This is a genomic window from Streptomyces sp. NBC_00582 (assembly GCF_036345155.1).
In the GTDB taxonomy this organism is placed as follows: Bacteria; Actinomycetota; Actinomycetes; order Streptomycetales; family Streptomycetaceae; genus Streptomyces.
Genome location: NZ_CP107772.1, coordinates 1,586,943 through 1,601,253, shown reverse-complemented (window position 1 = coordinate 1,601,253; position 14,311 = coordinate 1,586,943). Strand labels below are relative to the sequence as shown.

General features: G+C 73.6%; 15 protein-coding genes. 6 read left to right on the top strand and 9 right to left on the bottom strand.

Annotated features, from left to right (window positions below):
* Window positions 1-58 precede the first annotated feature (58 nt).
* Together OG852_RS06605 and OG852_RS06600 are read left to right on the top strand one after the other, a co-directional pair.
* A complete protein-coding gene (locus tag OG852_RS06605; RefSeq protein ID WP_330347335.1) occupies window positions 59-667 on the top strand; it encodes a TetR/AcrR family transcriptional regulator in 609 nt (202 codons plus the stop codon).
* Window positions 668-762: 95 nt separating this feature from the next.
* Window positions 763-1,512 (top strand): DUF2470 domain-containing protein, encoded by a 750-nt coding sequence (locus tag OG852_RS06600; RefSeq protein WP_133915589.1) that lies wholly within the window; start codon window positions 763-765, stop codon window positions 1,510-1,512.
* On the opposite strand, the gene OG852_RS06595 is transcribed toward OG852_RS06600, so the two are convergent.
* The 4 genes from OG852_RS06595 to OG852_RS06580 all read right to left on the bottom strand — a co-directional run bounded on the left by OG852_RS06595 (window position 1,480) and on the right by OG852_RS06580 (window position 6,023).
* Window positions 1,480-2,724, bottom strand: coding sequence for a lactonase family protein (locus OG852_RS06595; protein ID WP_330347334.1), 1,245 nt, complete (start codon window positions 2,722-2,724; stop codon window positions 1,480-1,482). The genes OG852_RS06600 and OG852_RS06595 overlap by 33 nt on opposite strands.
* Window positions 2,725-2,816: 92 nt before the next feature.
* Entirely contained in the window at window positions 2,817-3,878 is a 1,062-nt protein-coding gene (locus OG852_RS06590; protein ID WP_330347333.1) for a hypothetical protein, read from the bottom strand.
* A gap of 47 nt (window positions 3,879-3,925) precedes the next feature.
* Window positions 3,926-5,179, bottom strand: a complete 1,254-nt coding sequence (locus tag OG852_RS06585) for an FUSC family protein (protein ID WP_133915586.1) — start codon at window positions 5,177-5,179, stop codon at window positions 3,926-3,928.
* Window positions 5,180-5,411: 232 nt separating this feature from the next.
* Window positions 5,412-6,023 (bottom strand): HD domain-containing protein, encoded by a 612-nt coding sequence (locus OG852_RS06580; RefSeq protein ID WP_330347332.1) that lies wholly within the window; start codon window positions 6,021-6,023, stop codon window positions 5,412-5,414.
* A 123-nt stretch (window positions 6,024-6,146) separates the two neighbouring features.
* Here OG852_RS06580 and OG852_RS06575 point away from each other — a divergent pair, with 123 nt between their 5' ends.
* The 3 genes from OG852_RS06575 (at window position 6,147) to OG852_RS06565 (ending at window position 8,734) form a co-directional block, all read left to right on the top strand.
* The gene (locus OG852_RS06575; protein ID WP_330347331.1) at window positions 6,147-7,436 is read left to right on the top strand and encodes an ROK family transcriptional regulator; all 1,290 of its coding nucleotides are present in this window, start codon (window positions 6,147-6,149) and stop codon (window positions 7,434-7,436) included.
* 64 nt (window positions 7,437-7,500) lie between these two features.
* Window positions 7,501-7,740, top strand: coding sequence for a hypothetical protein (locus tag OG852_RS06570; protein WP_133915582.1), 240 nt, complete (start codon window positions 7,501-7,503; stop codon window positions 7,738-7,740).
* Between the two features lie 58 nt (window positions 7,741-7,798).
* Window positions 7,799-8,734: a hypothetical protein gene (locus OG852_RS06565; protein ID WP_330347330.1), complete on the top strand. Its 936-nt coding sequence runs from the start codon at window positions 7,799-7,801 to the stop codon at window positions 8,732-8,734.
* 7 nt (window positions 8,735-8,741) lie between these two features.
* Here OG852_RS06565 and OG852_RS06560 read toward each other — a convergent pair whose 3' ends face one another.
* The 4 genes from OG852_RS06560 to OG852_RS06545 all read right to left on the bottom strand — a co-directional run bounded on the left by OG852_RS06560 (window position 8,742) and on the right by OG852_RS06545 (window position 13,147).
* A complete protein-coding gene (locus tag OG852_RS06560; RefSeq protein WP_133915580.1) occupies window positions 8,742-9,770 on the bottom strand; it encodes an SDR family oxidoreductase in 1,029 nt (342 codons plus the stop codon).
* Window positions 9,771-9,856: 86 nt separating this feature from the next.
* Window positions 9,857-10,813: an IS481 family transposase gene (locus OG852_RS06555; protein ID WP_330346872.1), complete on the bottom strand. Its 957-nt coding sequence runs from the start codon at window positions 10,811-10,813 to the stop codon at window positions 9,857-9,859.
* Between the two features lie 276 nt (window positions 10,814-11,089).
* Entirely contained in the window at window positions 11,090-12,061 is a 972-nt protein-coding gene (locus tag OG852_RS06550; protein WP_330347329.1) for an SDR family NAD(P)-dependent oxidoreductase, read from the bottom strand.
* Between the two features lie 75 nt (window positions 12,062-12,136).
* Window positions 12,137-13,147 carry a PHP domain-containing protein gene (locus OG852_RS06545; RefSeq protein WP_330347328.1) on the bottom strand — a complete coding sequence of 337 codons (1,011 nt, stop codon included), beginning with the start codon at window positions 13,145-13,147 and terminating at the stop codon, window positions 12,137-12,139.
* Window positions 13,148-13,272: 125 nt separating this feature from the next.
* Here OG852_RS06545 and OG852_RS06540 point away from each other — a divergent pair, with 125 nt between their 5' ends.
* Window positions 13,273-13,515 (top strand): hypothetical protein, encoded by a 243-nt coding sequence (locus tag OG852_RS06540; protein WP_133915577.1) that lies wholly within the window; start codon window positions 13,273-13,275, stop codon window positions 13,513-13,515.
* Here OG852_RS06540 and OG852_RS06535 read toward each other — a convergent pair.
* Complete coding sequence (locus OG852_RS06535) at window positions 13,512-14,144, bottom strand: VanZ family protein (protein ID WP_330347327.1); 633 nt, start codon at window positions 14,142-14,144, stop codon at window positions 13,512-13,514. The genes OG852_RS06540 and OG852_RS06535 overlap by 4 nt on opposite strands.
* Between the last annotated feature and the right edge of the window lie 167 nt (window positions 14,145-14,311).

Here is a 14,311-nt window from a genome sequence, read left to right as displayed (position 1 = left end):
TTCAATAACGGGTTCAGTCTCGTCCCGTCGTTGAACCGACGTCAAGTAAAGTGCGGGCATGGCCGCGAACCAGGGGGGGCGCACCCGGCGTCGACTCAGCACCGAGGAGCGCAGGGAGCAACTCCTGTCGGTGGGCGCGCGCCTGTTCTCGGAGAATCCGTACGACGAGGTCCGGATCGAGCGGGTCGCCGGGATCGCCGAGGTCTCGCGCGGGCTGCTCTACCACTACTTCCCGACCAAGCGGGACTTCTTCGCGGCGGTCGTCGAGCGCGAGAGCGAGCGGATGCTGCGGATGACGGCGGCGGTGCCCGGCGTCCCGGTCCGTGAGCAGCTCGCCGCGGGTCTCGACACGTATCTGGAGTACGTCGAGACCCATGCGCACGGCTACCGCGCCTTCCATCGTGCGGACGCGGCGGGCGATCGGACCGTGCGCCGGGTCTACCAGCGGGCGCTCGCGGCGCAGGAGGCGCAGATCCTGGCCGCCCTGGGCGCCGACCCGGAGTTCGGCCCGCTCTTCGAGGAGCGCTCGGAGGTGCGGCTGGCGGTGCGCGGCTGGCTGGCGTTCATCACGGCCGTCTGTCTGGAGTGGCTGCGCGACCCGGATCTGACGAGGGAGCAGGTGCGGGACCTGTGCGCGCGGGCGCTGCTCGGGGTCCTGGCGGGCTGACAGCCGCCCGAGGGGCGCAAAAGATCACCGGTGCCGGTTGGCGTGCGCCCCGAACTCCGATAGGTTAGGGAAGGCTTACCTAAGGAGGTTCTGGGATGGGTGACAGCCACACGGGTGACCGCCGCATGGGCGACGGCTGGACGGCGGTGCCCGGCGCGGCCGAGCGGGCCCGGTCGGTGCTGGCCGCCTCGTGGTCCTGCGCGGTGACCGCGGACGGCGGACGCGAGGAGTTCGTCGGCGCGCACACCGTCGACGAGGACGGCCGGGTGCATCTGTACGTGCCCGAGGACAGCTCCCTGCTCACGGCGGCGATCTGCGCCCCCCGCGGCGAGCCCTCCGCCGTCCTGGAGTTCGCCGACGTGGCGCCCGTCCCCGTGCGCCACCGTGTCCGGGGCCGGCTCTGGCTCGCCGGCTGGTTCGTCCCCGAGGACGACCACCTCGTCCTCCATCCCACCCGGGTCGTGCTGAAACAGCCCACCGGCGCGGTCGTCGTCGCCCTCGACGAGTTCGCCGAGGCCCGCCCCGATCCGCTCGCCACCGCCGAGGCGCAGTTGCTCACCCACCTCGCCGACGCCCACCCCGACGCCGTCGAGCGGCTCACCCGACTGGTCCGGCACGACAGCCTGCACGGCGCCGTCCGGGTCCAGCCGCTCGCCGTCGACCGGCACGGACTGACGCTGCGCATCGAACGCGCCCGCGCCCACGGCGACGTACGACTGCCCTTCCACGCCCCCGCCGACGACGTCGGACAGCTCACCGAGCGCATGCACGTCCTGCTCACCCGGGCGAGCACGGCGTCCTGCCCGCGCGCCCTACAGCGGCAGCGCACAGACGGCGACGGGTGAGGCGAACGGCTCGCCCCCGAGCCGCAGTCCACCGTCGGCGCCGTCCACCTCGAAGACACTGACCGTGCCCGAACGCTGGTTCGCCGCGAACAGCAGACCGCCGTCCGGCGAGAGGGCGATCTGCCGGGGGAAGTCCCCGTGCACCGGGACCGTGCCGAGCAACCGCAGCCGGGCCCCGTCCGCCTCCACCGCGTACCGGGCGAGGGTGTTGTCGCCCCGGTTGGCCAGATAGGCGTACGCACCGTCCGGTGCGACCACGAACTGCGCCGGATGGTTGGGGTCCGACCTCGCGCCCGTCGACTGCGGCGCGCCGATCGTCAGCCGGCCGCTGCCGGCGTCGTACGCGCAGACCGCGACCGTGTCGTCGGCCTCGTTGGCGAGATAGGCGTGTCGCCCGCCGGGATGGAAGGTGAGGTGACGCGGTCCCGCGCCGGGCCGGGTCTGCGCCCGGGCGACCTCGGTGAGCGTGCCCTTCCGCTCGTCCAGCCGGTAGCTGTACACCGTGTCCGTGCCCAGGTCGACGGCGAGCACATGCCCGCCGTCCGGCGCCGTCAGGAACTGGTGCGCGTGCGGCCCGCGCTGCCCCGGCCCGGGTGCCGGACGGGTGTGGACGACCCGGTCCGTGCGCTCGCCCAGCGCCCCCGAGGCCCCGATCGGGTGCACGGCCACGCTGCCCGAGCCGTAGTCGGCGCTCAGCAGCCAGCGCCCGCCCGGATGCACCGACAGATGGCAGGGGTGCTCCCCGCCGGTCGCCCGGCTCCCTAGCACCTTCCGGTCCGACAGCCGTACGGCGGTCACCGTGCCCTTCGCCCGTTCGTTCACCGCGTACAGCGTGCCGCCGTCCGGATGGACCGCGAGGTACGACGGGTCGGGGACACCGGTGATCGTGCCCCCGCCGGTGATCCGGCCCGACGACGGGTCGTACGAGGCGACCCCGATGCCCTTCCCCCCGCCCTCGGCGGAGGTGTACGTGCCCACGTAGAGGGGCCGGGGGCCGGACGGGCTCGGCGCGGGCTCGGGCGAGACGGACGCGGACGGCGTGGACCGCCCGGCCGACGCGGTCGTCTCCGCCTCCCGCGCCTCGCGCGCCGCCCCGGTGGAGCCGCCGTCACCGCCGCAGCCCGCCAGCGCCGGCGCCACCGCCGCGCCGCCGAGCAGCGCGACGAACCGCCGCCGGCTCCAGCCGCCGCGCACTGCCGTCCCACCGTTCATGCCCGCACCTCAGGTCGTCCCGCGCCCCCGTCGTCCACAGCACCTTGACGTGGAACGACCCCCGAACGCAAAAGCGGCGGACCCCGGCGCGGCTACCAGTCGCCGTCCTGCACCGGCTTGCCCGGCGCGTCCTTCAGCTGGTGCACCTGCCCCGGCGCGGGCGGCTGCCAGGGGTCGAGATCGCCCCCGAGCCAGTCGCCGACCGGCTTCACGTCCGCCAGGGTGCCGCCCGGGGCGAGGTCCTGCGCGCCCTCGTCGTAGTAGTCGAACCAGGGCAGCCCGGCCTTGGTGTAGGCGGCCCGGTCCACCGGGGACGGCGGGGGCTCCTCGCCGGTGATGCGACGCCACTCCGGGGGAGTGACCAGGTGCACGAAGACACGGGCGCCCGGTTCCCGCGTGTAGTCGTCGACCGGGCGGGTGTCGCGGTAGACCTCCTGCCGCATCGAACCGCCCACGCCCAGGCCCATCGCCGCGGCGGCCCGGGGCCGCGGAGCGCCCCCCGGTGCGGGGGCCGCCGCGGCGGCCGGCATCATCGGCAGGGGGCCGGGCGGCGGCACGGAGCCGTACCCGCCCCCGACCGACTTCACGCTCCGGGTCTCCAGGGACAGCACCCGCTGAGCCTCCTCCCACTCCGCCCGCTTGCGCTCGTTCAGCGGGAAGGACTGGAGCTGGACCCCGCCCCACACCTCTTCGCCGGTGACCTGGCCCTCCACGGTCGCCCCGAGGCCCAGCGGCACCGCCACGAACTGGCGGACCGTGCCCTTGCCGGAGTTGATGCCGTCGAGCCAGGGCTGACGCGGCAGCGCGAGGTAGTTCTGCGGGTCGCCGGAGAGCCGGTCGCTCCAGGGTGCGCCGGAGACCGCGCACACCTTGCCCGCGCCGACCTGCAGCGCGGCCGGTTCCCGCGAGCCCGCGAAGCCCAGCCACATCGCCTCGCGCAGATACATCGGCAGCATCACGCCGCCGCGCGCCAGCCACTCGGCGGGCACGGTGTCCGGGTGGTCGGTGACCCGGCGGAGCGGGAACGTGCCCAGCCCGGGCGGCAGGTCGTGCTCGCCGCTCTCCGGCAGCCGCAGGGTCCGCATGAACCGCACGGCCACGCCGCCCGGCAGCCTCAGTGTGTCCCCGTCGACCCGTACGGTGCTGTCGCCCACGGGCACGCTCCCCTCGCCTTCGGCGCCGGCCCCGTCCCGGCGCTCCCTCAGAGAGAACGCCCGCCGATCCCCGTACGGTTCCGCCACAGTTCCTCCTGGACGCCGAGGCGCTCACGCAGCCGCGTCAGCCGGGGCATGCGCGCCCGCTGCTCCGAGGAGACCCGGTCCAGTTCCTCCAGGAGCCGACGCGAGCGGTGCTCGGTGTCGAGCTCGTCGAGCATCCGGTTGACCTCGGTGAGCAGGGCGCCGTGCAGCTGCCACTGCCGGGCGTCGCGCTGGAGCCGTTCCAGCAGCAACTGCGCCAGCTTGTCGCGGGTGGCCGACGCCTGCCGCAGCTCCGCGGTGAGCCGGGCCTCCGCCGCGTCCGCGTTGAGGCTGACGTGCGTGGTCACCAGCACGGCGAAACTGACCACCGCGTCGGCGATCTCCGACAGCAGCCGTTCCACGACCTCCCCGGTCTCCTCCGGGAACAGCGGCTCGGGTTCGCGTTCCTTGGCGAGGTCGGTGAGGGTGCGGGCCAGCACCCGCAGGACGACCGTGCAGATCTCCAGGGTGTCCAGCCCGGTGCGCAGCACCACCCGGTGCAGCAGGCCCTCCCGGACCCTCGGATTGAGCCGCAGACTGTCCTCGGCCTGCCGCAGCGCCGCGTCCACCTCCACGATGTCGTGGTCGAGCCGGCGTGCCTCGTGCAGCCGGGCGGCCGCCTCCTCGAACGCCGGACGGCCCGCGGCCTCCTCGCCGATGCGCACCATGAGCCGGCGCAGCCGGCGGGCCAGCCCCTCGATCGACTCGCCCGCCTCCTCGATCCACACCGGGGGCGGCAGCAGCAGATTGACGGCGAGGCCGACGACCGCGCCGATCAGGGTCTCCACGATCCGCGCCCAGGCCGTGTCGCCGACCGTGGTCACGCCGAGGACCAGCATGGCGCTGATCGCCACCTCGGGCACGTACTCGTCGACCCGCACCAGGTTGCCGACCGCAAGCGAGGCCACGATCAGCAGCGCGAGGCTCCACCAGGTCAGGCCCACCAACTGGCTGAAGGCGATGGCGACCAGCACACCGGCCACCACCGAGTTGACCCGCCGGATGCCGTTGGTGAGCGTGGCGAACAGGGTGACCTGGACGACCAGCAGCGCGGTCAGGGGCGCGGTGAGCGGGGCCGCCTCCGGGCTGAGCCGCAGGGCGACGACGTACGCGAGCGTCGCCGCCGCGGCGGAGCGGAACGCCTGGACGACCGCGGGTTCCCTGTGACGCTGCACCAACCGCACGAACGGCGCCGCTCGCTCACTTACCTCTCGCATTCCCGGACCAGTTCCCCTTCCCCAGGGTGCCCGAACGTTTCTTCTGCACCCAGGGTGCCTTCGGGACCACGGCGCGGGGAATCCCTCGTCTCACTCCTCGAGTGATCTCGCCGAAAAATCACCGTATCGGCAGAGGAGCCGGCTCCAGGGCCGTTCGCGCGCGGCGAGGACACGGCTCGGGCTCCTCGGCGGTGAACCGTCCGCCGTCCCGTGTCGCCGCACCCCCGGTCCCTCACAGGGGGCCGGCCCCGCCGACCGGGTGCGCCGCCTGCCAGGCCAGTCGTCCGTCCGCGCCCTCGCCGACCGCCGTGAGGAACTCGTCCAGGGCCAGGAACTCCTCCCAGGCCGGCCGCCCGCCCGCGCGGGACAGTTCCGCGACGACCAGATCCTCCAGATCGGCCACCCGCTTGTTCTTCCAGACCTTGTCGGCCAGGCTCACCAGCAGATCCTCGGTCTCGACGCCCGGCGCCTGCCAGGAGGCGTGCGTGGCCGCGAACCGCGCCCGCTCCGGAGCCACCCCGTGCGCGAGGAGCAGCTCCCGTCCTGCCTCCTCATGGTGGGCGCCCGGACCGGACAGCTCGCCGGGATGCAGGACCTTGCCGATGTCGTGCGTGGCCGCCCCGTACCGCACCGCGTCGCCGTCCACCCGCAGGTGCGGACGGTGCTGCCCGACCCACTCCAGGATCCGCGCGGCGACGTCGTGCACCGCCCGCAGATGGGCCACCAGCCGCGGTGGCGCCCCGAGGTCGGCGAGCAGCCCGGCGACGTCCGCGGGCAGGGGCCGCAGCGGTGGATCCGACGTCTCGTCCAGCGCGATCGACAGCACGTCCGGGGTGGAGGTCATCACCCCAGCCTAATCACTGGGGACTTGGTTGACTCACAGCGTGAACTAAGGGTTGGGGAAAGTCGCGCCCGGCCCGTCCCCGGGGGTATGTTGCAGATCGGGGCAGGGTGCGAGAGGAGCGTCATGACGGGGCGGAACGGGCGTACGGTACGCGATCTCAGGCGGGCCAACCGCACGGCCGTCCTGCAGCGGCTCTACTTCGACGGCCCCCTCAGCCGCTTCGAGCTGGGCCCGGCCACCGGCCTGAGCTCCGGCTCGATCAGCAACGTCGTCGCCGACCTGGTCGCCGACGGGCTGGTCGAGGAGGCCGGCAGCGTCGACTCCGACGGCGGGCGCCCCCGCATCCTGCTGCGCGTCGCCCCCACCAGCGGCCACATGATCGGCGTGGACGTCGGCGAGACCCGGGTACGGATCGAGCTGTTCGACCTGACCCTCACCGAACTCGCGCGCGCGGAAAGACCGTTGGAGCAGCAGCGGTACGAGGTCGAGGGAATCGTAGGTCACATCCGGGACGGGATCGCCGAGGTGCTCGCGGCGGCGGACCTCGCCCCGGAACACCTCCTCGGCGTCGGCATAGGCGTCCCCGGCATCGTCGAGCACACCCCCGACCGCGGCGCCGTCGTGCACGGGCAGACGATCGGCTGGGACGCCGTCCCGCTGGAGGCACTGCTGCGCGCGGGCTCCCCGCTGCCCGACACCGTGCCCTACTTCATCGACAACGGTGCCAGGACCCTCGGCCAGGCCGAGATGTGGTTCGGCGCCGGGCGCGGCGCCCGCAACGCGGTCGTGGTCCTCTTCGGCTCCGGCGTCGGCGCCAGCCTCGTCACCCCCGAGGCGGAACAGGGCCGCTCCCTCGAATGGGGGCATCTGACGGTACGGGTGCGGGGCCGCCGCTGCCGCTGCGGAGCCCTCGGCTGTCTGGAGGCGTACGCGGGAGCCGAGGCGCTCCTGGACCGCTGGCGCGAGGAGGGCGGCCGACCGCCCGAGCACACCGACGAGGAGACCGCGCTCGCCGCGATGCTCGCGGCCGCCCACCCCGACGACGGCACGGACGCCGACCCGGTCGCCCGCGCCGTCCTGGAGGAGACCGCCGAGTACCTGGGCGCCGGCCTCTCCGATCTGATCAACCTCTTCCAGCCCGAACGCATCCTCATCGGCGGCTGGGCGGGTCTGCGGCTCGGCGCCCGCTTCCTGCCCGCCGTGCGCCGCCACGCCACCGCCTACGCCCTCGGCCACCCCGCCCGCAAGGTCACCGTCGACCTCGGCCGGCTCGGCCCCGACGCGGTCACCGTCGGCGCGGCGATCCTCCCCCTCGCCGACTTCTTCACCCACGGCGGCCGCCGCCCCGAACCCCGGCCCGACGCCCCCCGGCCCGCCTGGCACACGGCCCTGCGAGGGCGCACCCCGCACTGAGGTTTCGCGGGCCCCGCCCGAGGTACCCGCCCCCTCCACCGCACCACCGCGAAGGGAGCACGCCGTGGCCGCCCACCGCGACGAGGGTCCCGGCGAGAACGGCCCTCCGATTCCCCGGGACCTCCCGGACCAGCAGACCCACCGGGGCGAGGACCCCTGGGACGTCGACACCCCCGAGGAGTCCGACCCAAAGTCCGACCCGGACCTCCCCGACACCGACGAGGCAGGCACCGGCCGCCGGGGCGCTCCCCAGGCGCCCGGCACCCACCCCGACCGGCCCGTCCCGGACGAGCCGGCCGACTGACCGCACCGCCCGGAAACACAGGTGCGGCCCCCTCGCCGCCGCTGGGACCATCGGCCGCATGGCTGAATGGGCGACGTTCGTGGTCGTGTCGCAGGACGGCACACACGAGGTGTACGAGGCGCGGTTCGGCGCCGTGGGCATCGACCACGACCTGCTGGCCGGCCCCGACGTCGTCGTGCCGGCCGTACGCGCCCGCCCCCGGGTCGACCACTGGCGCGGGGACTGGATGGTCGAGGCGGCGGCCCTGTTCGATCTGCGCGACCGCGTCCTGCTGTTCTTCGCGAGCGAGGGCCCGGTCACCCGGTTCCGCCACCGCGCCGTCACCCGTCGGGCCCTCGCCCGCGCCTGGCCCGGCTGGGAACTTCGCTGGACCCACGACGGCCCCGCCGACCTCCTCCGCCATCTGGGCCTGGACCCGGCCGTGGTGCGCGAGCGGGACCCCCGGGTGTTCCCGGCGCCGCTGCTCGACCCGGACGACGAGGAGTTCCTGGAACGCGACCCGCTCGTCACCGTCGTCACCGTCGGCGACCACCGCTGTCATCTGCTGGGGGCGATCAACGACCATCCGGTGGCCGAGGGCCCGGCCCTCCTCGACCGGCTCGCGGGCGTCCACGACCACGGCCGCTGCACCCTGGCCGCCGAGGCCGGCATCCACCTCGACCCGGTGGGCGAGCGGGTCGGCTGGTGGACGATGAGCGCGACGCCGGAGGCCGGGGAGATGGACGCGCGCTGGCCCGGCTGGACCGTGGAGTTCTGGCGCGACCGATGGGAGGAACACGCCCGGGCCGCACCCGGCCGGCTGGTCCCGCCCCGCGTGGATCCGCGGCAGGCGCTCGCCGAGCTGCGGGAGGACGCCGTCGAGCACTGGACCCGGCGGCCCGGTGACCCGTGGTGCGGCTGGTTGCAGGCGGCGGTCTCCGACGCCGTCGCCGAGAAGGTCGTAGCGGACTTCGACACGTGGTGCGCGGGGGATGCGGGCGGACAGGCGCTGTAGGGCGTCCTCAGCCCACCTTCCGCCCCCGCAGGGGTGCCGTGGCCTCGCCGTTCCCGGACCGCAGGCCCCGCAGGAACTCGCGCAGGACCTCCGTCGCCGAATGCTCCGGGCGCCAGCCCAGTTCGGTGCGGGCGCGGGTGCAGTCCATCAGGGGCAGCCGCAGGACCGCGTCGAAGAGATGGGGCGAGGCCGGCAGCAGGCGCAGGTTCCAGGCCGCGGCGATCGCCGAACGGGCCGCCGTCCGCGGCAGCCGCACCGGGCGGGCGTCGAACATCTCGGCCAGCAGCCCCGCGTCCACGGCCGGCTCGGCCGCCAGGTTGAACGCGCCGCGCGCCTGTGTGCGCAGGGCCAGCCGGTACGCCTCGGCCGCGTCGTCGGTGTGCAGCGCCTGGACCCGCAGGCCCGGGATGTCGGGAAGGAAGGGCAGCAGATCCGGCCGGGCGGCCTGGCCCGGCAGGAACCGGCCGCCGAAGATCCGCCGCTGCTCGCTCGCCGACTCCCGCTTGAACAGGAACGCCGGCCGCATCCGCACCACCCGGACCTGGGGATGATCACGCTCGAAGGTGTCCAGGGCCCGCTCCAGATAGGCCTTCTCCCGGCAGTACGCGGCGTCCGGCCAGCCGTGCGTCGGCCAGGACTCGTCCACCGCGTGCTCCTTCGGCCCCGGCGAGTACGCGCCCACCGACGAGGCGTGCACGAGGACCGGCACCCGCGCCGCGGCCACCGCCTCGAACACCCGGATGCTCCCCAGCACGTTCGTCCGCCAGGTCACCGCCGGATCGTGCGTCGGCTGGAACGCCCACGCCAGATGCACCACCGCCGCCGCGCCCTCGAACAGCCCGGTCAGACTGACGTCCTCCGACGCCAGATCGACCCCGCTCCACTCGGTCTTCGGCGGCGCCCACTCGGGGACCCGCCGGGCCAGGCCCCGCACCGAGGCGACGCCCGGATCCTCCGACAGCAGGCGCACCACGCTCGTACCGACGTTGCCGGTGGCCCCGGTGACGACGATGTCGCTGCCCGTTGAGCTGCTCACCTTCGGCTCCTCTCGGCGATTCCCCCACGGGAGACGCCCGCCGAGTACCCACGTCACCGGGCCCGGCACGCCCCTGCGCGCACCGGCTAGGTGTATTGACCCGCAGGGTTGTTGACTCGGGTGATGGGTGGCTGGCCTCCGAGTGCGGTGTGGCAGCGATGGTAGTTGTAGGTGTGGAGGAAGTCGGCCAGGGCTGCGGTGCGTTCGTCGTTGCTGGTGAAAGGCCGCAGGTAGGCCCACTCGTCGAGCAGGGTGCGGTTGAAGCGTTCGACCTTGCCGTTGGTCTGCGGGCGGTAGGCGCGAGTCAGCTTGCCGGTCGCGCCGATCTCGATGAGCACCTGCTTCCAGGCCAGGCCCTTGCGGTAGGCCCAGGCGTTGTCGGTGAGCACGCGTTCGATGCGGGTGATGCCGTGGGCGTGGAAGAAGGCGGCCGCGCGGGTGAGGAAGCCGGCGCAGGTGGCGACTTTCTCGTCGCGGTGGATCTCGCTGTAGGCGAGGCGGCTGTGGTCGTCGATGGCTGAGTGGACGTAGTCGAAGCCCACGCTGCTGCGGCGGGCGCGGCCGGCCTGGCGGCCCAGGACCTTGTGGCCGCCGCCGTCGGGGATGCGGCCGAGTTTCTTGACGTCGACGTGGATGAGTTCGCCGGGTCGGTCGCGTTCGTAGCGGCGGATGACCTGGCCGGTGGGCCGGTCGAGGAAGGCAAGCCGGTTCAGGCCGTGGCGGACCAGGATGCGGTGCACGGTCGAGGCGGGCAGTCCCAGGACGGGGCCGAGGCGGGCGGGGCCGAGTTTGCGGTCCTGGCGCAGCCGGCACACCCGGGCCTCCACGGCTGCCGCCGTGCGGTGGGGTGTCGTCAGTGGACGGCTGGGGCGGTCGTGCAGCCCCTGTTCGCCCTCCGCTTGCCAGCGGCGCATCCACTTGTGGGCCGTGACACGTGAGATGCCCATCTCGGCCGCGACATGCGCGACGGGGCGGCCCGAACGGACACGCTCGACGAGCAGCCGCCTGCCGTGAACGGTCAGCCGGGCATTACGGTGGGACACGAAGACCTCCGTGCGGTGTGTTCTTAGACAGCTCCACCACATCGGAGGTCTTCGCCATGTTCAAGACCCGCCAGTGTCAACAACGCTCGTGATCAATACAGCTAGGCCGTGTCTGACAATTCCCGTCTGCCTCGCGACGCCATGCACGCACTCTCGGCGCACCGGGCGCAGACCCGAGTACGCCCAGTACGAGGGTCTACGCCCGGCACGCCGAGAGCACGCACCTGACGCCGCCAGGCCGCCCTCCGGGCGACGACGGGAATTGTCAGACACGGCCTAGGAGGCGAACGCGTCCACCCCGGTCAGCTCCGCCGACAGCTCCCACAGCCGCGCCGCCTGCTCGCGGTCCGTCGCCCAGGCCTTCACCCCGGCCCGCTCACCGCTCTCGGGCGCGGGCTCGGCGATGTCGCAGTCCTCCAGGTAGACGCCGCCCATGCCGTCGAGCTGCCGGGAGGTCGCCGCCCACACCTGGGTGGCCGCGCCCTGCTCCGGCGTCTTGAAGCCCGGCTGCGGGATCGGGTTGCCGTCCTCGTCGATCCAGCCGTTCGCCATCATCTCCTCCCGGGGCAGATGCCGCTGGAGGGGCGTGAGGATGCCGCCGGGGTGGAGCGAGAACGCCCGTACGCCGCGGTCCCGGGCGAGCGCGTCGAGGTGCACGGCGAACAGCACGTTCGCCGTCTTCGCCTGCCCGTACGCCAGCCACTTGTCGTAGCCCCGGCTCCAGTGGACGTCGTCCCAGCGGACGCCGGAGAAGTGGTGGCCGCGCGAGGACACGGACACCACCCGCGCCCCACCGGGCTCGATCGCCGGCCACAGCCGGTTGACCAGCGCGAAGTGACCGAGGTGGTTGGTGGCGAACTGCGCCTCCCAGCCCGGCCCGACCCGGGTCTCCGGGCAGGCCATGATCCCGGCGTTGTCGATCATGAAGTCGACCGTGCGGCCCGTGCCGAGGAACCGGTCGGCGAAGGCCCGCACGCTGTCCAGGTCGCCGAGGTCGAGTTCGTCCACCTCGACGTTCTCGATGCCGGCGAGGTTCTCCCGGGCCGTCTGCGGGCGCCGCGCGGGGACGACGACCCGGGCGCCCGCCCCGGTCAGCGCCCGGGTGGTCTCCAGGCCGAGGCCGGAGTAGCCGCCCGTGACGATCGCCAGCCGGCCGGTCAGATCGACGCCCCGCAGGACGTCCTCGGCGGTGCTCGTGGCCCCGAAGCCGGAGCCGATCTTGTGCTGTGCGGTGTCGCTGTTGCTCATGTCCGAAACGCTACGAATTGGAGTGCACTCCAAGTCAACCGGAACGCGGCACGTCAACCGGAACGCCCCGCGGACTCAGGCCCGGGACCATTCCAGCAGCCGGTCCATCGGCCAGGTCGTCACCACCCGCTCGGCGGGCACCTCGCACTCCTCCGCCCGGGCGCAGCCGAGGATCTGCCAGTCGAGCTGGCCGGGCGCGTGCGCGTCGGTGTCGACGGAGAACAGCACGCCCGCCCCGACCGCCCGCCGCAACAGCCGCCGGGGCGGGTCCAGCCGCTCGGGTCGGCTGTTGATCTCCACGGCCGTACCGGACTCGGCGCACGCGGCGAACACCTCGTCCGCGTCGAACGCCGACTCCGGCCGCCCCCGCCCCTGCACCAGCCTCCCCGTGCAGTGCCCGAGGACGTTCGCGTGGGGATCGCGGACGGCCCGCACCATGCGCCGGGTCATCGCCCGTTCCTCCATGCGGAGTTTGGAGTGCACCGAGACCACGACCACGTCCAGCCGGTCGAGCAGCTCCGGCTCCTGGTCGAGGGAGCCGTCCTCGAGGATGTCGCACTCGATACCGGTCAGCAGCCGGAACGGCGCCCAGGACGCGTTCAGCTCCTCGACCACCTCGAGCTGGTGGCGCAGCCGCTCCGGCGACAGCCCCCGCGCCACCGTCAGCCGTGGCGAGTGATCGGTGAGGACGGCCCACTCGTGGCCGAGGGCGGCCGCCGCCCGGCCCATCTCCTCGATCGGACTGCCGCCGTCCGACCAGTCGGAGTGCACATGGCAGTCCCCGCGCAGCAGCGCCCGCAGCCGCTCCCCGGCCCCGTCGGTGAGCGGCCGCCCCACCTCGTCCTGCAGTTTCCGCAGGTAGGACGGCACCTGTCCGGCGAGCGCCTCCCGTGCCGCCTGGGCGGTCTTCGGCCCCACGCCCTTCAGCGACTCCAGCGTCCCGGCCTCCGCCCGCTCGGCCACCTCGCCCTCGGGCAGCCCCGCCAGCACCCGGGCGGCGGTGCGGAACGCCTTCACGCGGTACGTGGGCGCCAGGGACCGCTCCAGCAGGAAGGCGATCCGCTCCAGGGCCTCGACGGGATCCATCGCCACCTCCTGGCTCCAGAGTTCCCCAGCGGGGCGCCCCCCGCACGACGGGCGGCAGCGGCGGGCGATTCCCGGCGGCGATTCCTGACGATCCGTACCGGCCGATTGCGATTTACGCTCTTTACATGACCGAAGTCGCGAGCCCCTATATGAACCAGCCGCGGATCATGGTGCTCGGGGTGCAGCCGGGCACGCCCCCGTTCCGGATCGTGGAAATCGACGGCGAAGTGGTCGGTTCGGCGCACACCGTCACCGACGTCCTGGAGACGGCCGCCGCGTTCGGCATCATCGTCCACGACCTCGACGACCCCAATGTCGTGCGCTGGGTGGGCGGCGACAAGTACACCTGGAAGCCGCGCCGGCCCTAGGGGGTGCCCCGCCGGCGCCGGGGGGCGTGGACCGCCCGGCTCATGCGCCGGCCCAGCAGCAGGTAACCCACGAGCGCGCCCGTGGTGTTGAGGATGACGTCGTCGATGTCGAAGGCGCGCCCGGTGATGAGCGCGCCCTGCGCGAACTCCACCAGCAGCATCACCGACGCCGTGAGCAGCAGCACCCGCAGCACCCCGCGCGCCTGCGGCGCCAGCACCGGCACCAGGATGCCGAACGGCACCCCGAGCAGCAGGTTACCGCCGATCTGCTTGACCGCGTCCCGCAGGGCGGGCTGGTCCAGATACGCCTGAAGCGACCGGCCCGGACGCAGGTTCGAGTGCACGAGCGCCTCGGAGGCGGGCGACGGCTCCAGTGTCAGCCGCGCCAGCACGACGGCGAACCCCACCATGAAGGCGAACGCGAACAGCATCGCCAGCAGCCGCACCGGGAAGGGCAACGGCCGGGACTCGGAACGCGCCGCTTTCGTCTTCGTTGCCTTCTTGCCCGCGGCCGGCTTCTTCCCGCCCGCGGCCGGGTCTTTCCCGCCCGCCGCCTGGCCGGGCGGCTGTTCGCCCTTGGACGGGCGCAGGCGGAACACGGAGCGCGGGTTCAAGGCTGCTCGGGCCATGCGGTCCTCCAGTCTTCAACTTACCTGCGTCGTAAGGCGGTTACCCGCGTACGGCCGGACGATGCCGTCGCACGGGCGCCGGTCGGCGTTTCCGTTCCCCGAGCCGGGGCACTCCGTGCTCGGATACCGGGGGAATTCCAGCAAACCCGAACAGAGGCGTACGAAGA